This is a genomic window from Streptomyces boninensis, assembly GCF_048572725.1.
Taxonomy (GTDB): Bacteria; Actinomycetota; Actinomycetes; order Streptomycetales; family Streptomycetaceae; genus Streptomyces; species Streptomyces boninensis.
In genome coordinates this window covers 9008389-9029791 of record NZ_CP183837.1, presented here as the reverse complement: position 1 = coordinate 9029791, position 21403 = coordinate 9008389, and the positions used below count along the sequence as shown (strand labels likewise).

Genomic DNA, 21403 nt, shown 5'->3' with positions numbered 1-21403 from the left:
GAGCCTCGTCACCTCACGAAGTGCGGCCTATTGTGCGACCCATCACATCGCATGACGGACATCCCGCCCGTCCGACAGGAGGGCACATATGACCCGCATCTCGGTGAAAGTCGACGGCACCGCCTACGAGGACGACGTAGAGCCGCGCCTCCTCCTCATCCACTACCTGCGCGACCACCTGGGCCGCACCGGCACCCCCGTCGGCTGCGACACCGGCAACTGCGGCGCCTGCACCGTCGAGCTCGACGGGCGGACCGTGAAGAGCTGTTCCGTACTCGCCGTGCAGGCCGACGGCGGCGAGGTGACGACGGTGGAGGGTCTCGCCACCGACGGCGAACTCCACCCCCTGCAGAAGGCGTTCCACGACCAGCACGCCCTCCAGTGCGGCTACTGCACCCCGGGCATGATCATGGCCGCCCGCGACCTGCTGGCCGAGAACCCGCACCCTTCCCCCGAGGAAGTACGCCACGGCCTGGAGGGCAACCTCTGCCGCTGCACCGGCTACCAGAACATCGTCAAGGCCGTCCTCGCGGCCGCGGAAGAGCAGCGGGAGGCCACGCCATGACCACCGCCTCAGAGCCCGAAATAGGCCGCGCCCGCCTCCGTAAGGAAGACGCCCGCCTCATCACGGGCCAGACCAACTGGACCGACAACATCTCCGCCCCGGGGATGCTCCACCTCGCGATCCTCCGCTCCCCCATGGCGCATGCCCGCCTGGAGCGCGTGGACGTCTCGGCCGCCCGCGAACGCCCCGGCGTCATCGCCGCGTTCAGCGGCGCCGACCTCGCCGAGGACCAGGGCCTGCTCCCCTGCGCATGGCCCGCCGCCGAGGACACGGTGGTCCCCGACCACCCGCCCGTCGCCGTGGACGAGGTCCGCTACGCGGGCGACCCGGTCGCCGTCGTCGTCGCCCGGGACCGCTACGCGGCCGCGGACGCCCTCGAAGCGATCGTGGTCGACTACGAGCCGCTCGACCCGGTCCTCGACCTCGAAGCCGCCCTCGCCGACGGCACGCCCCTGGTGCACGCCGACAAGGGCAGCAACCGCTGTTATACGTACCACCAGCCCTGCGGCGACTACGAGGCGGCAAAGGCCAGCGCCGACGTCGTGCTGCGCCGCCGCTATCACCAGCAGCGGCTCATCCCGGCCGCGATGGAGCCGCGCTCCGTGGTGGTGCTGCCGGTCGCCGCGGCGGGCGAGTACACGCTGTACTCCGCCACCCAGATCCCGCACATCCTGCGCGTCATGCTCGCCGTGACCACCGGCATCCCGGAGCACAAGCTGCGCGTCATCGCCCCGGACGTCGGCGGCGGCTTCGGCTCCAAGCTGCAGGTGTACGGAGAGGAGGTCCTCGCCCTCATCCTGGCCAAGCGCCTCGGCCGCCCGGTGAAGTGGACGGAGTCCCGCTCCGAGGCCAACCTGGCCACCCACCACGGCCGCGGCCAGGTCCAGGACATCGAGATAGCGGCCACCCGCGACGGCAGGCTCCTCGGCCTCAAGGCCGACCTGCTGGCCGACATGGGCGCGTACCTGATGCTGCTGACGCCGTCGATCCCGATCCTGGGCGCGACGATGTTCCCGGCGATCTACAAGATGGACGCGTACGACTTCCGCTGCACGGGCGTCTTCACCACGCAGACGCCCACCGACGCCTACCGCGGCGCGGGCCGGCCGGAGGCCACGTACGCGATCGAGCGCATCATGGACGACCTGGCCGCCGAACTCGGCCAGGACCCCCTCGAACTGCGCCGCCGCAACTGGATCAAGCACGAGGAGTTCCCGTACACGACGGTCGCCGGCATGACGTACGACAGCGGCAACTACGAGGCCGCCACCGACCGCGCCCAAGTCCTCCTCGGCTACGACGAGCTCGTCGCCGAGCGCGCCAAGCGCAATGAGCAGGTCGACATCTTCCGGCTCGGCATCGGCATCTCGACGTATACGGAGATGTGCGGCCTCGCGCCCAGCCGCTGGCTGCGCGACATGCGCAGCGGCGCGGGCGGCTGGGAGGCGGCGTCCATCCGGATGCTGCCGACCGGCAAGGCCGAGGTGATCACCGGGACCAGCCCGCACGGGCAGGGTCATGTGACGGCCTGGAGCCAGATCGCGGCGGACGTCCTCGGCATCCCCTTCGAGGACGTCGAAGTGCTGCACGGCGATACGAAGCTGGCGCCGGTGGGCCTGGACACGTACGGCTCGCGGTCGCTGGTGGTCGGCGGGACCGCGGTGTACGAGGCGGCGCAGGGGGTCGTGGCCAAGGCGCGGCAGGTGGCCGCGCATCTGATGGAGGCGAACGAGGCGGACCTGGAGTTCCGTAACGGCGCCTTCGCCGTGAAGGGCTCGCCCGAGGCGCAGAAGTCCATCCAGGAGGTGGCCTTCGCGGCCTTCACCTCGCATCACCTGCCCGAAGGCGTGCAGCCGACGCTGTCCGCGGAGCATGTGACCGACCCGGACACGTTCTCGTTCCCGCACGGCACGCATCTGTGCGCGGTCGAGGTGGACACCGAGACAGGTGCGGTGAAGATCCGGTCGTACGTCTGCGTCGACGACGTCGGCAAGGTCGTCAACCCGCTGATCGTCGACGGCCAGATCCACGGCGGCCTCGCCCAGGGGATAGCCCAGGCGCTGTACGAGGAGGCCGTCTACGACGAGGACGGCAACCTGACCTCGGGCACCCTCGCCGACTACCTGGTCCCCGCCGCCCCGGACCTGCCGGACTTCACGACGGACAGGACCGAGACCCCGGCGACCTCGAACCCGCTGGGGGTGAAGGGCGTCGGCGAGGCCGGAACGATCGCGTCGACCCCGGCCGTGGTCAACGCCGTGCTGGACGCGCTGCGTCCGCTGGGCGTGACGGAGATCCAGATGCCGTGCACGCCGGAGCGGGTGTGGCAGGCGATCAGGGCGGCTTCCGGGGCTCCTGGGGCTTCCGGAGCGAAGGAGGCGGCATCATGATCCCGGCCGCATTCGAATACGCCCGCCCGCAGAGCATCGGCGACGCGGCCCGGCTGCTGTCCCAGGGCGGCGAGGAGACGAAGGTCCTGGCCGGCGGCCAGTCCCTGATGCCGATGCTCCGGCTGCGGCTGTCGTTCCCCGAACTGGTCGTGGACGTGGGCCGGATCGAGGAGCTGCGCGGCGTACGCGACGACGGGGAACGGCTCGTCATCGGCGCGATGACGACGCACCACGACGTCATGCGCGATCCGCTGATCCGCGAACATGCGGCGCTGCTCGCCGAGGCCACCGCGACGGTCGCCGACCCGGCGGTCCGGCACCGCGGCACGATCGGCGGCTCCCTCGCCCACGCGGACCCGGCCGGGGACCTCCCGGCGGTCGTGCTGGCGCTGGACGCGGAGCTGGTGACCACCGAACGGACCATCCCGGCGGCGGAGTTCTTCCGCGACTACCTGCAGTCGGCGCTGGCGCCCGACGAGCTGCTCACGCAGATCCGGGTGCCGAAGCTGACGGGGTGGGGCTGCCACTACGAGAAGTTCCACCGGGTGGCGCAGGCCTGGGCGGTGGTCGGCGTGGCGGCGGCGGTGCGCCGCGAGAACGGTCGCATCGCCGAGGCCCGCATCGCCCTGACGAACATGGCGCCGACGCCGGTACGGGCCCGTACCACCGAGGCCGCACTCGCGGGCGCCGACGCCACCGCGGATGCGGTCGAGGCGGCGGCCCGTAACGCGGCTGACGGCACCCGCCCGGCCGCCGACCTCTCGGCGGGCCCGGAGTACCGCGAGCACCTCGCGAGGGTGCTCACCCGCCGCGCTGTGCTGGCCGCGGCGGACTCGGCATGACGGATACGACGGGCGGGCCCGCACACCTGCGGGCCCGCCTGGCGGCGACCGGCTACTTGGCCGACGACGGCCTGGCCACCGCCTGCCACCTGGCGCTGGCCCTGCACCGTCCGATCTTCTGCGAGGGCGCGCCGGGCGCGGGCAAGACCTCGCTGGCGGGCGCGCTGGCGGAGCTCCTGGACGCGCCGCTGATCCGGCTGCAGTGCTACGAGGGCATCGACGCGACGCAGGCGCTGTACGACTGGGACTTCCCGCGGCAGCTGCTGCACTTGCGCGCCGGACACTCGGATACGGACCTCTACGACGAACGCTTCCTGGTCACGCGGCCGCTGCTGCGGGCGCTGCGCACGGCGCCTGCGGTGCTGCTGATCGATGAGATCGACCGGGCGGACGACGAGTTCGAGGCGTTTCTGCTGGAGCTGCTGTCGGAGTACGCGGTCACGATCCCGGAGCTAGGGACCGTACGGGCGACGACTCCCCCGGTGGTCGTACTCACCTCGAACCGCACCAGAGAAGTCCACGACGCCCTGAAGCGCCGCTGCCTGTACCACTGGTTCGACCACCCGGACTTCGCCCGCGAGCTGGCGATCGTCCGGCGTCGCCGGCCGGACGTCTCGGAGCGGCTGGCCCGGCAGGTGACGGCGGCGGTACGGCGGATCCGCGCGGCGGATCTGATCAAGCCGCCGGGGGTGGCCGAGACGATCGACTGGGCAGAGGCGTTGGCGGTGCTCGGCGCGGACGACCTCGAACCGGGCACGGGCGTCGCGACGCTGGGGACCGTGGTCAAGTACCACGAGGACCTGGACCCCGCCCGCGAGGCGCTCCGCGAGGAGCTGGGGGCGTGAGCGGCGGGGCGGAGGACGGGCGTCCTCCCGGCCCGCCGGAAGGTGGGCAAGCGGACGCCGTCCTCGTCCGTTTCGCGCGGTCGCTGCAGGCCGGGCCCGACCGCACACAGGCGTTCCTCGCCGCGGTCGCCGCCCTCGACGCGGCGCGACGCGCCGACGTCTACTGGGCGGGCCGGCTCACCCTCTGCGGCAGCAGGGCCGAACTCGACCGCTACGACGAGGCCTTCGCCTCCCACTTCTCGGGCCACGCGCCGCCGCACGCCCCCGCGGCCCGCCCCCGCCTCGCATCGGCGCCGCCGACCGGCGAGCCGCCGCAGATCCGCCCAACGCCCCCCACGCCATCACCACAGCCCCCCACCGCGGCCCCGCTCCCGGCCCTCGCGCTGGCCCCGGCGCCAGCCGCCCGGCAGGACGACACCCCACCCGACTCCCCCCGCCCCGCCCTCGCCTCCCGCGCCGAGGTGCTGCGCCACCGCGACCTCGCCGACCTCACCCCGGCCGAACTCGCCGACGTGGCCCGCCTCCTCGCTGTCCTCGACCTCCGCGGCCCCGACCGCAGAACCGCCCGCCGCCGCGCCTCCCACCGCGGCCCGGTGGACGCGCATCGCACCGCCCGCGAGACCCTCCGCCGCGGCGGCGAACCGGCGCGACTGCGCCATCGCACGCGCGCCGCCAAGCCCCGCCGCGTCGTCCTCCTCGCCGACGTCAGCGGCTCGATGGCCCCGTACGCCGACGCCTTCCTCCGCTTCGCGCACGCCGCGGCCCGCACCCGCACCGCCCCCACCGAGGCGTTCACGATCGGCACCCGCCTCACCCGCGTGACCCGCCGCCTCACCCACCCCGACCCGGATACGGCCCTGCGCGCCGCGGCCGCCGCGATCCCCGACTTCAGCGGCGGTACGCGCCTGGGCGAGACGATCCGCGAGTTCCTGGACCGCTGGGGCCGCAGAGGCCTCGCCCGCGGCGCCGTCGTGGTCGTCCTCTCCGACGGCTGGGAGCGCGACGACCCCAACCTGCTCGCCGCGCAGATGCGCGCCCTCCACCGCCTGGCCCACCGCGTCATCTGGGCCAACCCCCGCAAGTACCGCCCCGGTTACGCCCCGCTGGCCGCCGGCATGGCCGCCGCGCTGCCGAGCGTGGACGCGTTCGCCGAAGGCCACAGCCTGGCCGCCCTCGAGAAGCTGGCGGCCCTCGTCAGAGACAGGAGCTGAGCGCATCATGGAGCTGCACCACGAGTTCAACGTCCCGATCCCCATCGACCAGGCCTGGGACCTCCTCTCCGACGTCGAGCGCATCGCCCCCTGTCTCCCGGGCGCGAGCGTCGAGGACTTCGACGGCGAGCGGGTCAAAGGCGGCGTGAAGGTGAAGGTCGGCCCGGTCACGGTGACGTACCACGGCACGGCCACCTTCGAGGAGCGCGACGAGAAGACCCACCGCATGGTGCTGGCCGCCAACGGCCGGGAGATCCGCGGCCACGGCACCGCCCGCGCGAGGGTGGTGTCGACGCTGGCGTATCTGGAGGACGGCGTCACGTCGGTGGCCGTGGACACGGACCTGAAGATCACCGGTCGGCCCGCCCAATTCGGCCGCGGCGTGATGGAGGAGGTCGGCGAGCGCCTGATCGGCCAGTTCGCGGACTGCCTCGCGTCGGAGCTCACGAGCCCGGGCGGCGAGGGCGAGAGCGACGAGGAGGCAGAGCCCATCGACGCGCTCCGCACGGCGGGCGTCCCGGTCGCCAAGCGCCTGCTGGCGATGGCGGCCGGCCTCGGCCTGCTGGCGCTGGCGCTACGGGCGGCACGCCGGAGGCGGGGCACATCCGGGCGGCGAGGCGTATCCGGCAGGCGCAACGCATCCGGGCGGCGCGGCGCATCCCGGCGCCGGCAGGCCACCCGCGCCGCGAAAGCGTCCCTCCGCAAGGCCGCGCGCAGCAAAGCCGCGCTGCGCAAGGCCCGTACCAAGGCTCGCGCCAAAGCCCGCGCTCAGGCCGCCCTCCAGAAAGCCGCGCTCAAACAGGCCGCGCAAGCAGCCCGCCACCGCCGGGCTTCCCTGCGCCGCTGACCAGCCGCCGCACCGCCCCCTCGTCCCCCTCCACGGTCAACTCCCCGTCCCGTACGGCCGCCGCCAGCGGACGCTCGCCGCCCAGCACCGCCTGCAACGTCCGCTGGTCCGTGACCACATCGGCATCCGGCTCCCCGTCCCCGGCCCGCTCCCCCCGATGCACATCGACGAGCTCCCCGCCCGCCACCTCCAGCCGATACACCTCCCGCTCCATCCGGAACCGGTACGTCGCCGACCACCCCGGATCCGCCTCCCCGGCGAAAAACGCCCGCAGCCCGAGAAACACCGTGTCACCGCTGATCTCCCCCGCCAGCGGCACCACCGGCGACCGCAGCCCCCACGTCCGCAGCGCGGCAAAGACCGGCTCCAGCTCCGCACCCCACTCGGTGAGCTCATACACCTTCGCCCCCGCGGGCGGCGGCAGCTCGCGGCGGCGCAGCACCCCGACCCGCTCGAGGTCGCGCAGCCGCTGCGCCAGCACGCTCGGCCCGATCCCGGGCAGCGCGTGCTGCAGATCGGCGTAGCGCCGCGCCCCCAGGCGCAGTTCGCGTACGACCAGCAGCGCCCACCGCTCCCCGATCATGTCCAGCGCATGCGCGATCGGGCACGCCTGCCCGTAACTCCGCCGCTCGGCCATGCCGGTTCCTCCCGCCGAAGAATTTCACTACGAAAACAGTAGCATGCACTTCGATTTCCGTAGTACGGTCGTGGCACGCCCCATCACCCGACAGGGAGCCGACCATGAGCACCGAGCAGCTGCTGCACGTCAACGGCATCGACATCTGCGCCGAGGCCTTCGGCGACCCCGCCGACCCCGCGCTGCTGCTCATCGGCGGCGCCGAGGCCTCGATGGACTGGTGGGACGACGAGTTGTGCGAGCGCCTGGCCGCCGGGGGCCGGCGCGTGATCCGGTACGACACCCGCGACACGGGCCGCTCCACGACCTTCCCGCCCGGCGCACCCCCGTACAAAGGCGAGGCGCTGCTCACCGACGCCGTCGGGGTGCTCGACGCGCTCGGCATCGCGGCGGCGCACATCGTCGGCATCTCGGCGGGCGGCGGCATCGCCCAGCACCTGGCCGCACACCACCCGGACCGGGTGATCACGCTGACGCTCATGTCCACCACCCCGGACGGCCCGGGCGGCCCCGGCGGCGCGGAACTGCCGCCGCCGACCGAGGCGGTGCAGCGGATGTTCGCCGAGGGCGGGGACGAGGGACCCGACTGGTCGGACCGCGAGTCGGTCATCGCGCACTTCATGAAGGGCGAGCGCGCCTTCTCCGGCGCCATCCCCGTAGACGAGGACCGGATCCGCCGCATCGTCACCCGCGCCTTCGACCGCAGCCCGTCCATGGCCTCCGCGCAGAACCACTGGCAGCTCGAGGGCGGCGAGTCACTCGGGGACGGGCTCGCCAAGATCACCGTGCCGACGCTGGTCCTGCACGGCACCGAAGACCCGCTCTTCCCGTACCCCCACGGCGAGGCGCTCGCCCGGGCGATCCCGGGGGCGCGCCTGGTGCCACTGCCGGGCATGGGCCACCAGATGCCGCCGCCGGAGGTCTGGGACGTCGTGACCACAGAAATTCTGCGAAACACCTGAGATCCAGGACACCGGGACGACGGCACGACGACAACGCCGCCGCCGAGAGCATGGCTCCCGGCGGCGGCGTTCGTGCGAGGGTCAGCCCCGGCCGCCGATGCGGTGCGACCGGAAGAACCAGGCCTGCTTCTCGAGGTCGGCGGTGACCGCGATGAAGAGGTCCTGCGTGATCGGATCCGCCGTCTCCGTGGCCGACACGCGCTCGCGCATCCGCGCGGCGGTCTGACCCAGCAGGTCGGAGAAGTCGTCGATCACCTTCTGGTCGGAGAGCTCGCCCGGACCCACGTCCGGGCCCTGCCGCGAGCCGGCGAGCGTCGAGGCCCGGCCGTCCGGGCTCTGCCCCAGCGCGGCGGCGCGCTCGGCGACGGTGTCGGCGTGCTCGCGGGCCAGCTCCACCACCTCGTCGAGCTGCAGGTGCAGCTCGCGGAAGAGCGGGCCGCTGACGTTCCAGTGGGCCTGCTTGGCCTGGAGCGAAAGGTCGAGGAGATCCACCAGCGCGCTCTGCAGAGCCTCACCGGTTACGTCGAGGTCCTTGCCCTCGAGGATGGTCGTGCGCATCGTCGGCGCCTCCTTTTGCACGTCCTGCACGTCGTTCCTTATGGATCCCATCCTACCTTAGACATTGTCTAAGTTCCTGTTGGGAGAGAACCGATTCCCTTCAGATGTCGCCATCATTCGGATGTTCCGAGTATCCTGATGCCATGGCACGACTCACCAGGGCCCAGCAGCAGGAGCGCACCCGCGCCTCCGTCCTGGAGGCCGCGCGAGCGGAGTTCACCGAGCGGGGATACGCCGCGGCGAAGGTCGACGGCATCGCCGAGCGCGCGGAGCTGACCCGCGGCGCGGTCTACTCAAACTTCCCCAGCAAGCGCGCCCTCTATCTGGCGGTGCTGGCCACCGAGGCCGACAGCGGCCGTACGGACGACCAGGCCCCCGCCTCCCCTCCCTCCCCCGCCGAGGCGCTCGGCGCCTTCGCCCGCACCTGGTTCGACCGCCCGCGCCCGCTGGCCGGGGTGCTCGACGACGAGCCGCTGCGGATCGCGTACGGGCAGCTCGCCCGGCTCGAGTCGCTCCTCCTCGCGCTCGCGCTGGAGTCGTACGGGAAGGACACCCGGCAGGTGCGCAGGGCCGCGCTCGCACTCCGGCTGCTGGAAGGCCCGGGCGCCTCGGTCGATCCGGCGCTGGGCCTCGGCGACCCCTTCGACATCGCGGCCGCCTGCGCGCAGCTGGCCGGCCTCGACCTCGCCGACACCTGGGACCCGCCGCACCTGCCCCACACCAAGCCCGCCCAGTCCTGCCGCGACGCATGGACGCCGCCGGAGCACCTGCCGGATCTGATCACCGGCCGCGCCGTCGGATTCGCCGGGGACGGGGTGCTCGCCGTGCTCGGCAGCAGCCGCCTGGAGGCCGCCGAGGAAGCGGTCCGCGCCACCCGGGCAGGCGACCAGGTCACCGTCGCCGTAGTGACCGCCGCGCCGGACGAGATCGGCCGGCTCGTCCGGGTACGGATCGCCGGCCTCGCCCGCTGCCTGCGACGCGTCTTCGCACCCGACGCCCTGCCGCGCCTCCGCGTGGTGCTCGATGACGGCGGTCTGCTGGCTGCGGCGGCGGGCATCGCGGACGCCGACGACGCCACGGAAGCCGCCGTACGCATCGGGCCCGGCCGGATCACCGCCCGCGCCCAGGGCCGCGGCGCAGCCCACGCCGCGGCGGCCGCCCAGCCCGCCCGCGGCATCAGCAGGAAGGCGGCCCTGTGACCCGGCCGGTATCGCCGCACCCCACCACCACCGACCTCCTGGTCCTGCACACCCTCCGCTGCACCGGCTTCACCGGCCTCGCCGGGGTGGCCACGGCGACCGGACTCCCCGAGCCGGAAGCCGAGTCGGAGCTCATCGACCTCGCCCTCGCCGGACTCGTCACCCGTACCGCAGGCGACTTCGGCGGCTGGGGCCTGACGCAGGCAGGACGGGCGGCGGACGCCGAGCGAATCGCCGAAGAGCTGGCCGCGGCAGGCGGACGGACCGCACTGACCGCCGCCCTCGAACGCTTCCTGGTCCTCAACCCCGAGCTCCTCGACCTCTGCACGGCCTGGCAGCTCCGCTCCACGGACGGCTCCCTGACGGCGAACGACCACACCGACCCCGCCTACGACGCCCGCGTCCTGAACCGCTTCGAAGACCTCCACCAGCGCGCCGAGCCCGTCTGCGCGGAACTCACCGCCGTGCTGCAGCGCTTCAGCCGCTATCCGGCCCGCCTCGCCGACGCGCTCGCCCGCGCGCAGGCGGGCGAGTTGGCGTACGTGACGGACAGCACCGCCTCGTACCACACCGTCTGGGCGCAGCTGCACGAAGACCTGCTCGCGACGCTCGGCATCCCCCGATGACCTGGATTCACCCGCTGACGGCGGAGGTTACGGAACCCATAACGGCGCTCGGGGCCAAGGCACACGGCCTCATCCAGCTGCGGCGGCTCGGCCTGCCCGTGCCGGCCGGGTTCGTCATCACCACCGCGGCCTGCCACGCCTTCCTCCGCGACGGGCGCCTCCCGCGCGGCCTCGACGCCGAGCTGGCCGCCGCCGTCGCCCGCCTGGACGCGGCCACCGACCGGCCGCTCGCCGTATCCGTCCGCTCCGGCAGCAGCGTCTCCATGCCCGGCATGATGCACACGATCCTCAACCTCGAAGACCCCGCCCCCTCAGCCCTCCACCACGCGATCACCACCGTCTTCGACTCCTGGCACACCCCCCGCGCCAAGACCTACCGCGACCTGCACGCCATCCCCGACGACCTCGGCACCGCCGTCACCGTGCAGACGATGGTCTACGGAAACCGCGACGAACACAGCGGCAGCGGCGTCGCCTTCAGCCGCGACCCCGGCACGGGCGAACACCGCCCCTTCGGCGACTTCCTCCCCGGCCACCAGGGCGACGCCGTCGTCTCGGGCACCTCGGCGACCAGGCCGCTGCCCGAGCTGGCCGGTCACGAGCCCGCGGTGTGGGCGCGCCTGCGCGCGGCCCTCGACCGGATCGAGGCGCACTACCGGGACGCCTGCTACGTCGAGTTCACGTACGAGACGGGCGAGCTGTGGCTCCTCCAAGTACGCCCCGGCCGCTACCCCGGCCGCGCCGCGATCCGCGTCGCCGTCGACCTCGCCGACGCGGGCACGATCACCCGCGCCGAAGCGCTCCACCGCATCCCGCCACAGCAACTCAAGCCCGTACCAACCCGCCGCATAGCCGACCCCGACCTCCTCACCCGAGGCGTCCCGGCCGCCCCGGGCATCGCCGTGGGCAGCGTGGCGACCACCGCCGACAGCGCCGCCCGGCTGGCCGCCGACGGGCCGGTCATTCTCGTACGCCCCGAGACCTCCCCGCTCGACCTGCACGGCCTGGCCGCCGCCGCGGGCGTCCTCACCGCCCGCGGCGGCCCGGCCAGCCATGCGGCCGTCGTGGCGCGCTCGATGGGGAAGCCCGCCGTGGTCGGAGCGGCGGACCTCACCATCGACGCCACCGGCATCCGGGCAGCCGGACGCGCGCTCGCCGAAGGCGCCCTCATCGCCATCGACGGCACCGGCGGCGAGGTCGTCGCCGGTGCCCCGCGCATCGTGGAGAGCGCCGCCGACCCCTATCTGCGGCGGCTGCTCGGCTGGGCCGACGACGCGCGCCTCAGCCGAGATCCTTGAGCGCGTCTTCCACGCCCCGGTGGAAGGTCGGGTACGCGTAGATCATGTGCCGCAGCCGCTCGACAGGCACCTCCGCCTGCACGGCGACGGCAAGCCCGTAGAGCACCTCTCCCCCGGCCGGGCCCGCCGCGGTGGCGCCCACCAGCACGCCGCGGTCGGCGTCGGCGACGAGCTTGATGAAGCCCTCATTACCGGCCTTGTGGATCCAGCCGCGGGTCGAGTACGGGACCTGGCCGATGCCGGTACGGACCTTCAGCCCGGCCTCGCGGGCGCCGCCCTCGGTCAGCCCGACCGCGCCCACCTCCGGGTCGGTGAAGGTGACCCGCGGCACGGCCCGGTAGTCGGCGTCGGGACCCGGGTCGTCCAGCAGCGCGCGGGCGGCGATCTCCGCCTGGTACATCGACATGTGCGTGAACGCCCCCTTCCCCGTCACATCCCCGATCGCCCACAGCCCGGGCGCCGCCTGCATCTGCCCGTCCGTATCGAGGGACCGCGCCGACGCGTCGAGGCCGACGGCGTCGACGCCGAGCGCGGCGAGGTCGACGCGGCGGCCGGTGGCCACGAGCAGCCGCTCCGCGGCGAGGTCCGCGCCCTGTCCCGTCATCGCGAGCGTGAAGCCCGCCGCCTCGTCGTGGTCCACGTCCACGGCCTTCGCCCCCACCAGCACCTCGACGCCATCCGCGCGCAGCGCCTCGGCGACGAGCTCCCCCGACTCCGGCTCGTCCAGCGGCAGCAGCCGGTCCTGGGCCTCCACCACCGTCACCTTGGAGCCAAAGCGCGCAAAGGACTGGGCGAGTTCGACGCCGACGGCACCGCCGCCGAGCACGATCAGCGACGCGGGCGGCTCTTTGGCCGAGACGGCCTGCCGGTTGGTCCAGTACGGCACCCGTCTGATGTTCGACACCGGCGGCACCGCCGGCTTCGACCCGGTCGCGACCACGATCCCGCGCCGCGCCGTGATGACCTCGCCGCCCACCTCCACCTGCCCGGGGCCCGTGAGCTTGCCCCGGCCGCGTACGAGACGCCCGCCCTTCCCCGTAAAACGATCCGCCGCGATCTTGTCATCCCAGTCGGTCGTCGCCTCATCCCTGATCCGCGCCGCCACCGGCGCGAAGTCCGGGCGCACCTCGACCCGGCCGGCCATGCCGGGGACGCGGCGGGCCTCGGCGAGGAGGTTGCCGGCGCGGATCATCATCTTGCTGGGAATGCAGGCCCAGTACGGGCACTCGCCCCCGACCAGCTCCGCCTCGACGCCGTGCGCGTTTCATTCATCAAACCATTTGTGTGTTTTGCATAGTATGTGACCATGCGTCAGCTCCCCCGTCGCCGGCTGGCCTTGGCCTGCGCGCTTCTCACCTCCCTGACCGCTCCCGGCCTCGCCGCCTGCTCCGATCAAACCGAACATCCGCTCGCGTTTCAGGCCTTCGACGCCGCCGCCCGGCTCGCGATCGCGGGCCGCGGCGCGGACGGCCTCGACCCCGCCCGGCCCCTCGTCGTACGGTCCGCCTCCCCCGGCGACCGGATCACCGACGTTACGGCGGTCGACCAGGACGGCCGCCACGTGGGTGGCCAACTCAGCGCCGACGGCGCCCGCTGGCTCAGCAGCGCGGCGCTCAGCGGTGGCGCCCGCTACACCGTGCAGGTCCGCACCGAGGACACCTCGGGTGCCCCCGGGAGGGGCACGCTGCACGTGCACACCCGCAAGTTCCCCGGCAAGCAGCAGACCCTTGACGTCGAACTCGGCCCGCGCAGCGGCACGTACGGCGTCGGGCAGCCGATCCGCGCCAAGCTCGCCAAGCGCGTCACGGACCCGGAGCTGCGCGCGGCCGTGGTGCGCGCGCTGCACGTCGACTCCAGCCCGAGCGTGGCGGGCGCCTGGCGGTGGGTCGACGACCGCCGGCTGCACTACCGGCCGCGCGACTACTGGCCGGCGGGCACCCGCATCACCGTCCGCACCGGCGGCGCCACCCCGGTCAGGGCCGGGCAGGCCCTCCGCCTGCGCGCCCCCGGCGAGCTGCGGCTGCGTATCGGCGCCGACATCCGCGCCGTGACCAACGCGGCCGAGCACGAGATGACCGTCTGGAAGAACGGTGAGCTGGTCCGCACCATCCCGGTGACCTCCGGCAAGCCCGGCTTCGAGACCCGTAACGGCGTGAAGGTCATCCTCGGCGAGGCGGCCAGGAAGCGGATGCGGAGCGCTTCGATCGGCATCGCGAAGGGCAGCAAGGAGTCGTACGACCTGAACGTGCGGTGGGCCAGCCGGCTGACCGAGAGCGGCGAATTCGTGCACGCCGCGCCGTGGTCGGTGGCGTCCCAGGGCTCGGCGAACGTCAGCCATGGCTGTACGGGCATGAGCACCGCCAACGCGCACTGGTTCTACCGGCACACCCGGCCCGGCGACGTCGTCGTGGTCGAGGGCAGCGACGGCAAGGAAATGGAGCCCTTCGGCAATGGCTTCGGCGACTGGAACCTCTCCTGGCGCGACTGGATCGACACCACCCCGCCCGCGGACCGCGGCCGCCTCCGCGTCGGGGCGTAGGCGAATGTGACCCCGGCCCCGCGCACCCCGGGCCGCACCCCGGCCCGTACCCACGCCCGCTCCTGGACCCGGGCGGTCCGTGACGCCGCGCGGGCCGGCGTGTCGGTCGAGCGCGCCTCGCTCACGCCGCTGATCGCCATGCGCGGGGCCTGCGGGGTGGGGCTGATCCTCGCCGGGGCGCTGTGGCTGGGGTCGCCGGCGCTGGCGGTGTCGTCGGCGTTCGGGGCCTTCGCCTCCGGGGTCGCATCCTTCCAGCGCAGCTGGCGGCCGCGGCCGGCGCTGGCGCTTGGGGCCGCGGCCGGGCTCAGCTTCAGCTCCTTCTGCGGCTATCTCGCGGCCGGGCATCCCGCGCCGTTCGTGGTGCTGCTCGCCGTGTGGGCGTTCGGCGCCGGGATGGCATGGGCGGTCGGGCAGGTGTCGGGCGTGGTGAGCGCGCTGACGGTGGCCGCGATGCTGGTCGTCGTCACGCTGCCGACGTCGGTGGCGCAGGCGGCGATGCACGCAGGGATCATCGCGCTCGGCGGGCTGCTGCAGGCGGCGCTGATCGTGATCTTTCCGGTACGGCCCTGGGGCAACCGGCGCGACGCCCTCGCCGACGCGCTCGCCGCGGTCGCCGACTATGCGCGCCGGCTGCGCGAGGACCCGGACGCGCCGTTCGACCCGCAGCCGCTCATGGAGGCCCGCGAGGCCGCCGCCGTCACCCCGCGCCAGGCCCGCCGCCGACCCCGCCAGCTGCACGGCTACCGCACCCTCGCCGAGAGCATCCGCCCCGTCCTCGCCTCCCTCGCCGACCCGGTCGTCGGCGCCGCCCCCGAGGGCCCGGAGCGGGACCGGGTGCGCGAACTCCTCGCCGCCTCCGCGACCGTCCTCGACGCCACCGCCCGCGCGGTGCGCCGCGGCGAGGCCGTACGCCTCCCTGAACAGGCACTTGAAGTGCTCAAGGTCCCCGAGGCCGGGCCCGCGCTGCCGCCGGGCCCGGCGCGCAAAGCGGCGCTGCGGCTGCTCGCGCTGAGCGACGAGGTGGTGGAGGCGGCGCAGGAGCCGGTGGAGGTCACCTCCTCCCGCACCGGCGCCGGAGCCGCGCACCCGCACCTGCGCCGGCCGAGCGGGCCCGGGCTGCTGCGGGTGGCGCTGCGCGCGGTCCGCCGCGAACTGCGCTGGTCCTCCCCCGTCTTCCGGCACGCCGTCCGGCTCTCGGCGGTGGTCGCGGTCGCGTATCTGCTCGGCGAGGCGCTGCCGCCGACGCACGGCTACTGGATCGCGCTCACCGTCGTCATGGTGCTGCGCCCCGACTTCTCGCAGACGTACGAGCGCGGTGCCGCCCGCCTCGCCGGCACCATCACGGGCGTCGCGATCGCGGGCGGGGTGCTCGCGCTGATCGCCGTCGGGCCGTGGCTGAGCGCGCTGTTCGCCGTGCTGTCGGTGGCGCTGCTCTATCTGCTGATGCCGCTCGGGTACGCCGCCGTGTCCGCCTGCACCGGGGCGTACGTGGTCTTCCTCCTCGGCATCGTCGGCGAGGACTGGGCGCAGACGGTGTGGGAGCGGATCGCGCTCACCCTGATCGGCGGGGTGCTGGCCACGGTCTCGTACGCCCTCTTCCCCGCCTGGGAGAGCCCCTGGCTGCGCGACCGGCTGGCTTCCTGGCTCACCGCCAACAACCACTACGCGGCCGCGGTGTTCACCGCCAACGCCGTGGAGCCGTCCGCCGACCTGCAGCGCGACGTGCGCCAGGCGCTGCTCGACGCGCGCGCCGCGCGCATGGAGTGGGAGCAGGCCACCGCGCGCGCCGCCGCCGAGCCGGTGCGGCACCGCGGCATGTCCCGCCGCAAGTCCGCGGAGGCGCAGGACGCGCAGGTCACCATCGGGCGGCTGGCGATGCTGCTGGAGGCGCACACGCCCAACGGGCCCGCCGAGCCCGAGGCGCAGGACTTCGCGGCGGCCCTCGCCGACGCCTCCGTGGACGCCGCGGCGGCCGTACGGGAGAAGCGGCCGCTCGACTGGACGCCCGTGCACGCGGCGCTGGCGCGGTGGCAGCGGGAGACCTCGCGGCCCGCGGGCGTCGCGCTGCGCGTGGCCGATCTGATCACCGACGCGCTGGACGAACTGGCCGCCGCGGTGGGGTGAGGCGGCCTCCGGAATTGTTCACCGAGACGTAACGCTGAGTGTTACAGGTGTGCTTGACCGTAGTCGTCAACAAGCTGTTGAATCCGCAATGCCGCTCACTCCCCCATCGCCGTCGCGAGAGGCACACCACATGACATCCGCGCCCTTGGCGCCACTCGACCTGGCCTTCTGGACCCTGGAATCCGTCGCCCACCCCATGCATATGGGCGCCCTCGGCGTCTTCAGCGGAGCCGCGCCCGGAGCGGCAGGGCGCGCCGCCGATCTGCTCACCGAGCGGGCCAAGGGGGTGGCCGGGCTCGGGATGCGCATCCGGGGCGTGCGGGTGCCGCCGGGCGCGGCCGTACGGGAGCCGGACCCGGACTTCGATCCGCTGGATCACGTCCATCTGACCGCGGCGACGGCGGACTTCCACTCCGCCGCCGGGGAGATCATGGCCGCGCCGCTCGACCGGCGGCGGCCGCCGTGGGAGGCGCATGTGGTGCCCGCGGCGGATGGGGCGTCGTTCGCGGTGCTGTTCAAGTTCCACCACGCGCTCGCCGACGGCCTGGGCGCGCTGCTGCTCGCCTGCGGCGTCATGGACCCCGACCCGGCGGCGGAGCCCCGACCCCCGCGGCCCGTACGATCGCCGAAGTCCTCGCGCTGGCTACTGCCGGGCCCCAACCCCCTCGCGCTGCCCGGCGCCGTCCGCCGCCGCGCCGAGGAGACCGGGCGCGCCCTCGGCATAGCGGCCTCGGTCGTCGGCGCCACCCTGGAGATACGGACCTCCCCCTCCCTCACCGCGCCCGCCAGCGGCACCCGCCGCACCGCCGGCGCCGTCCTCGACCTCGACACCGTCAACCGGGTCCGCAAGCAGACCGGCGGCACCGTCAACGACCTCCTCATCGCCCTCGTTGCCGGCGCCCTGCGCAGCTGGCTCGACGAACGCGGCGCCGAGACCGCCGACGTCGTGCCGCGCGCCCTCATCCCGGTCTCCCGCCGCCGCCCGCGCACCGCCCGCCCGCAGGGCAACCAGCTCTCCGGCTATCTGCTGCGCCTCCCGGTCGCCGAGCCCGACCCCCTCGCCCGCGTCCGCCGCGTCCGCGTCGACATGGACCGCAACAAGGAGGCGGGCGCCGACCGGGGCGCGGGAGCCGTCGCGCTGCTCGCCGAGCAGGTGCCGCCGCTCGGCCACCGGCTGGCGGGGCCGCTGCTCGCGCAGGCCGCGCGGCTGCTGTTCGACCTGATGATCACCAGCGTGCCGCTGCCCAGCCTGGGCATGAAGCTGGACGGCTGCCCGCTGACGGAGGTGTATCCGTTCGCGCCGCTCGCCCACGGCCAGTCGCTGGCGGTGGCGGTGTCCACGTACCGCGGGAAGATCCACTACGGGCTGGTCGCGGACGGCGAGGCGGCGCCCGACCTGGACCGGCTCGCGGCGGCGCTCAGCGCCGAACTCGACAGCCTCTCGGCGGCCGTTCAGTCGAGCAGCAGCCCCATGTAGTACTCGCTGACCGTCGCGCCGTCCATCTCGATGGCGGCGCGGCGGCGGCCCTCGAACTGGAAGCCGCAGCGCAGATACAGCGCGATCGCCGCCCTGTTGTGCTCCATCACGGTCAGCTCCAGCCGCCGCAGCCCGCACCTCCGCCCCGTCTCGGCGGCCGCCGTCAGCAGCTCCCGGCCGACGCCGCGGCCCGCGCTGCCGGCCCGCACCCCCATTACCACGTAGCCGGTGCGCCGCGCACGGGCGTACGGGAGCACCGACACGTCCACATAGCCGACCAGCAGCCGGTCCTCGAAGGCGCCGAGGACGTACGACGCCCCGGCGGGCGGCAGCTCCGGCGGCCGGTCGCCGCGTTCACCCGGTTCGAGCAGCATAAATGCGCTCTCGGCGTCCAACGCAAGCTGCAGATCGAGCAGTTGAGCCGCGTCGGCGGCGGCCAGGGCGCGCACCGTGGCGGTCATGGGTACCTCTCAGCCGATTTCCTGAAGTCGCTTGTCGTATTGAATGCCCGCTCCTACATTTTCGCACCAGGCACCCCGCCACGGCCCCGGGAGAGGACCGCATCCATGCCGGACCGCAAGGCTCAAGGCCGCCATCGCCGCCCCCGCCCCAATACCGTGTCGCGGACCTCGCTGAAGGTGACCGCCGGCGGGGCCGGACTCGCGCTGCCGCTCATCGGCGGCGCCGTCGCGCACGCCGCCCCCGGCCAGCACGTCGGGGAGAGCAGCGAGGCGCGTACGCACACCCGCGGAGTGCCGCCGCTGCCCGCGCTGGTGCAGCGGCAGCAGGCGCCCGCGGAAGCCGCGCCGGCCGCCGCCCCGAAGGCCACGCCGCGCAGCACCAAGCCGTACGTGGTCGAGAGCGGCGACACCCTCTCCGGCATCGCCTCGGAGGAGAAGGTCCGCGGCGGCTGGACGGCGCTGTACGAGCGCAACCGCCGCACGATCGGGTCCGATCCCGACCTGATCATTCCCGGCCAGAAGCTCTCGGTCCGCGGCACCAGCCCGGCCGCCGAGCCGAAGCGCCCCGCGCCGAAGCCGGCGCCGCCCAAGGCGAAGCCCAAGCCCAAACCGGCGCAGGACAAGCCGGACTCCGGCGCGGCGCCGCAGGGTTCCGGCTATGCCGCCCCGATAGCGGGCGCCAAGATCGGCACCGGCTACGGCGTCCGCGGCAGCTCCTGGTCCTCCGGCTATCACACGGGCGCCGACTTCCCCGTCTCCATAGGCACCGGCGTGCGCGCGATCGGCGCCGGCAAGGTCGTCTCGGCCGGGTGGGGCGGGTCGTACGGCTACCAGGTCGTGATCCGGCACGCCGACGGCAAGTACAGCCAGTACGCACACCTGTCCGCGCTCAACGTCCGCGCGGGGCAGCAGGTGAACGCGGGCCAGCGGATCGCCCGTTCCGGCGCCACGGGCAATGTCACCGGCCCGCACCTGCACTTCGAGATCCGCACCGGTCCCGGCTACGGATCCGACATCAACCCCCTTGCCTACCTGCGCTCGAAGGGCGTCCGGATCTGAACACGCGTCCGTACCGGCGGGCAGATGCAGCGGACCCGGCCGCATCTCGGGCAGACGGGCACAGCTTGCCTGTTGGTCACAACGGTCTCCGCTCTCCAGGTGTGCGCTACCGCTCGTGCATCAGATAGGACGCGCCCGGGACCGGTTAGGTTTTCTCCATGGACGCATCCGCTTGGGACGACCGATATGCCGCCCACGATCTGGTGTGGGGCGGCGCCCCGAACCGCTGGGTCGCGCAGGAGACCGGCGAGCTGCCGATCGGCCGGGCGCTCGACCTCGCGGCGGGCGAGGGGCGCAACGCGATCTGGCTGGCGGAGCGCGGCTGGCGGGTCACCGCCGTCGACTTCTCCGCCGTCGCCCTCGACCGGGGCCGCAAGCTCGCCGCCGAGCGGCCCGCCGAGGTGGCGGCGCGGATCGCGTGGGTGCGCGAGGACGTGCTGTCGTACGAGCCGGCGCCCGGGTCGTACGACCTCGTGGTGCTCGCCTATCTGCAGCTGCCGGCCGATGAGCGGGAGCCGGTGTGGCGGCGGGCGGCCGCCGCGCTTGCGCCCGGGGGCAGCCTGCTGGTCGTCGGGCATGACTCGACGAATCTCACCGAGGGGATCGGCGGGCCGCAGGATGCGTCGGTGCTGTACACGCCCGCGGATGTGCTGGGCGCGGTCGCGGACGCGGGTCTGAAGACCGTACGCGCCGACCAGGTCCGCCGCCGGGTGGAGAAGGACGGCGTCGTGGCCGACGCGATCGATGTGCTGGTGCTGCTGCGGGCCGAGGCGAGCTAGGACAGAGGCTTGTAGAGCTTGCGGCCCTCGCCTGCGGTGAGGCTGCAGGTGATGGTCTCCATGCCGAGGCGGACGCCGCTGGCGCCGGGGAACTGGATCAGGGTGCCGCGGACGGTGCCGGACGGCTGCTGCCGGCCCTCGGCATTGAGCCGCGACTTGCAGAGCTTGTCGGCCTCCGCCTTGATCTCGCTGTCGGTGGTGGAGTCGCCGCTGAGCTTGGTCTTGTAGACGACCTCGGCGTCGTGGGCGCCGGTGCACGACTTCGGGTCGGCCTGGCCCTGCTTGCCGGAGGGGACGTTGAAGCAGTCGCCGACCTTGAGCATGTAGGCGGGGCGCGGGCCGGTCTTCGGGGTCGGCATGATCGACTCGAAGTTGGGGCTGGACGCGCCGTCGCTGGGCAGGTCGTCCGTGGGCGGGTCCTCGTCGCCGTAGGACAGGCTGTCGTCCGGCTCCGGCATCAGGCTCGTGGACGGCGAATCGGACGGGGTGGCGGTCTTGCTGCTGGACTGCTTCGCCTGTGGGTTCTTGCCGTCATCGTCGTCGCCGCCGAACGCGACGACGCCGCCGACGACGAGGCCCGCGGCCACCAGCGCGCCGATGACGACGCCGATGATCACCTTGCGGTTGCTGCCGCCGCCGGGTGGCGGGGGCGGCGGGAAGCCGGCCTGCTCAGGCGGGCCGAAGCCGCCGGATCCATAGCCGCCCTGTCCATAAGCGCCGCCCGGCTGGGCGGGCGGGGTGCCGTAGCCGCCGGGCTGGCCATAGCCGCCCTGCTGGCCGTAGCCACCGGGCTGCGGTGGCGGTGGCTGCTGACCGTATCCGCCCGGCTGTCCGTACCCTCCGGGCTGGCCATAGGGGTCCTGACCGGGCGGCGGCTGGTTGGGCGGCGGAGGAAACGTCATGAGTCAACCCTCCCCCGATCAGGCAATATTTCAAGCATCGTGACCGGACAGATACAGAACGCGAAGAGGACGGGCACATTCC

The 21403-nt window shown here is 73.7% G+C and carries 20 protein-coding genes and 1 pseudogene; 15 read left to right on the top strand and 6 right to left on the bottom strand.

Annotated elements, in window-relative coordinates; translation table 11 throughout:
* Positions 1-88: 88 nt before the first annotated feature.
* From ACNNMR_RS40670 to ACNNMR_RS40645, 6 genes are read left to right on the top strand one after another with little or no spacing between them, the layout of a single operon-like run.
* Positions 89-565, top strand: a complete 477-nt coding sequence (locus tag ACNNMR_RS40670) for a (2Fe-2S)-binding protein (RefSeq protein ID WP_419999761.1) — start codon at positions 89-91, stop codon at positions 563-565.
* On the top strand, positions 562-2955 hold the full coding sequence (locus tag ACNNMR_RS40665) for a xanthine dehydrogenase family protein molybdopterin-binding subunit (RefSeq protein ID WP_419999760.1): 2394 nt from the start codon (positions 562-564) through the stop codon (positions 2953-2955). Before ACNNMR_RS40670 ends, ACNNMR_RS40665 begins: the two co-directional genes overlap by 4 nt.
* A complete protein-coding gene (locus ACNNMR_RS40660) occupies positions 2952-3797 on the top strand; it encodes an FAD binding domain-containing protein (RefSeq protein WP_419999759.1) in 846 nt (281 codons plus the stop codon). The genes ACNNMR_RS40665 and ACNNMR_RS40660 overlap by 4 nt, the downstream gene beginning before the upstream one ends.
* Complete coding sequence (locus ACNNMR_RS40655; protein ID WP_419999758.1) at positions 3794-4642, top strand: AAA family ATPase; 849 nt, start codon at positions 3794-3796, stop codon at positions 4640-4642. Before ACNNMR_RS40660 ends, ACNNMR_RS40655 begins: the two co-directional genes overlap by 4 nt.
* The gene (locus tag ACNNMR_RS40650) at positions 4639-5853 is read left to right on the top strand and encodes a vWA domain-containing protein (protein WP_419999757.1); all 1215 of its coding nucleotides are present in this window, start codon (positions 4639-4641) and stop codon (positions 5851-5853) included. The genes ACNNMR_RS40655 and ACNNMR_RS40650 overlap by 4 nt, the downstream gene beginning before the upstream one ends.
* A 7-nt stretch (positions 5854-5860) precedes the next feature.
* Positions 5861-6700 (top strand): SRPBCC family protein, encoded by an 840-nt coding sequence (locus ACNNMR_RS40645; protein WP_419999756.1) that lies wholly within the window; start codon positions 5861-5863, stop codon positions 6698-6700.
* Here ACNNMR_RS40645 and ACNNMR_RS40640 read toward each other — a convergent pair.
* The gene (locus ACNNMR_RS40640; RefSeq protein WP_419999755.1) at positions 6648-7337 is read right to left on the bottom strand and encodes a winged helix-turn-helix transcriptional regulator; all 690 of its coding nucleotides are present in this window, start codon (positions 7335-7337) and stop codon (positions 6648-6650) included. The genes ACNNMR_RS40645 and ACNNMR_RS40640 overlap by 53 nt on opposite strands.
* Positions 7338-7441: 104 nt before the next feature.
* Between ACNNMR_RS40640 and ACNNMR_RS40635 the strand changes: the two genes are divergently transcribed.
* The gene (locus tag ACNNMR_RS40635) at positions 7442-8299 is read left to right on the top strand and encodes an alpha/beta fold hydrolase (RefSeq protein ID WP_419999754.1); all 858 of its coding nucleotides are present in this window, start codon (positions 7442-7444) and stop codon (positions 8297-8299) included.
* 81 nt (positions 8300-8380) lie between these two features.
* Here ACNNMR_RS40635 and ACNNMR_RS40630 read toward each other — a convergent pair whose 3' ends face one another.
* Entirely contained in the window at positions 8381-8857 is a 477-nt protein-coding gene (locus tag ACNNMR_RS40630; protein ID WP_419999753.1) for a Dps family protein, read from the bottom strand.
* A 143-nt stretch (positions 8858-9000) separates the two neighbouring features.
* Here ACNNMR_RS40630 and ACNNMR_RS40625 point away from each other — a divergent pair, with 143 nt between their 5' ends.
* The 3 genes from ACNNMR_RS40625 to ACNNMR_RS40615 are packed head-to-tail and all read left to right on the top strand — an operon-like array spanning position 9001 to position 11980.
* The gene (locus ACNNMR_RS40625) at positions 9001-10056 is read left to right on the top strand and encodes a TetR/AcrR family transcriptional regulator (RefSeq protein WP_419999752.1); all 1056 of its coding nucleotides are present in this window, start codon (positions 9001-9003) and stop codon (positions 10054-10056) included.
* On the top strand, positions 10053-10682 hold the full coding sequence (locus ACNNMR_RS40620) for a transcriptional regulator (protein ID WP_419999751.1): 630 nt from the start codon (positions 10053-10055) through the stop codon (positions 10680-10682). Before ACNNMR_RS40625 ends, ACNNMR_RS40620 begins: the two co-directional genes overlap by 4 nt.
* Positions 10679-11980 carry a PEP/pyruvate-binding domain-containing protein gene (locus ACNNMR_RS40615; protein ID WP_419999750.1) on the top strand — a complete coding sequence of 434 codons (1302 nt, stop codon included), beginning with the start codon at positions 10679-10681 and terminating at the stop codon, positions 11978-11980. Before ACNNMR_RS40620 ends, ACNNMR_RS40615 begins: the two co-directional genes overlap by 4 nt.
* On the opposite strand, the gene ACNNMR_RS40610 is transcribed toward ACNNMR_RS40615, so the two are convergent.
* Together ACNNMR_RS40610 and ACNNMR_RS40605 are read right to left on the bottom strand one after the other, a co-directional pair.
* A complete protein-coding gene (locus tag ACNNMR_RS40610) occupies positions 11964-12380 on the bottom strand; it encodes a hypothetical protein (RefSeq protein WP_420000645.1) in 417 nt (138 codons plus the stop codon). The genes ACNNMR_RS40615 and ACNNMR_RS40610 overlap by 17 nt on opposite strands.
* Positions 12381-13223, bottom strand: a pseudogene (locus ACNNMR_RS40605) (FAD-dependent oxidoreductase); the annotation flags it as partial.
* Between the two features lie 63 nt (positions 13224-13286).
* Between ACNNMR_RS40605 and ACNNMR_RS40600 the strand changes: the two are divergent.
* The 3 genes from ACNNMR_RS40600 to ACNNMR_RS40590 all read left to right on the top strand — a co-directional run bounded on the left by ACNNMR_RS40600 (position 13287) and on the right by ACNNMR_RS40590 (position 18120).
* Positions 13287-14519: an Ig-like domain-containing protein gene (locus ACNNMR_RS40600; protein ID WP_419999749.1), complete on the top strand. Its 1233-nt coding sequence runs from the start codon at positions 13287-13289 to the stop codon at positions 14517-14519.
* 6 nt (positions 14520-14525) lie between these two features.
* Positions 14526-16643, top strand: coding sequence for an FUSC family protein (locus tag ACNNMR_RS40595; RefSeq protein ID WP_419999748.1), 2118 nt, complete (start codon positions 14526-14528; stop codon positions 16641-16643).
* A gap of 130 nt (positions 16644-16773) precedes the next feature.
* Positions 16774-18120, top strand: a complete 1347-nt coding sequence (locus ACNNMR_RS40590) for a wax ester/triacylglycerol synthase family O-acyltransferase (RefSeq protein WP_419999747.1) — start codon at positions 16774-16776, stop codon at positions 18118-18120.
* Here ACNNMR_RS40590 and ACNNMR_RS40585 read toward each other — a convergent pair.
* Positions 18096-18581: an N-acetyltransferase family protein gene (locus ACNNMR_RS40585; RefSeq protein WP_419999746.1), complete on the bottom strand. Its 486-nt coding sequence runs from the start codon at positions 18579-18581 to the stop codon at positions 18096-18098. The genes ACNNMR_RS40590 and ACNNMR_RS40585 overlap by 25 nt on opposite strands.
* 105 nt (positions 18582-18686) lie before the next feature.
* Here ACNNMR_RS40585 and ACNNMR_RS40580 point away from each other — a divergent pair, with 105 nt between their 5' ends.
* Positions 18687-19640, top strand: a complete 954-nt coding sequence (locus tag ACNNMR_RS40580) for a M23 family metallopeptidase (protein WP_419999745.1) — start codon at positions 18687-18689, stop codon at positions 19638-19640.
* A 158-nt stretch (positions 19641-19798) separates the two neighbouring features.
* A complete protein-coding gene (locus tag ACNNMR_RS40575; RefSeq protein WP_419999744.1) occupies positions 19799-20419 on the top strand; it encodes a class I SAM-dependent methyltransferase in 621 nt (206 codons plus the stop codon).
* Here the strand turns inward: ACNNMR_RS40575 and ACNNMR_RS40570 are convergent.
* The gene (locus tag ACNNMR_RS40570) at positions 20416-21321 is read right to left on the bottom strand and encodes a hypothetical protein (protein ID WP_419999743.1); all 906 of its coding nucleotides are present in this window, start codon (positions 21319-21321) and stop codon (positions 20416-20418) included. The two genes, ACNNMR_RS40575 and ACNNMR_RS40570, sit on opposite strands and share 4 nt — an antisense overlap.
* Positions 21322-21403 lie beyond the last annotated feature (82 nt).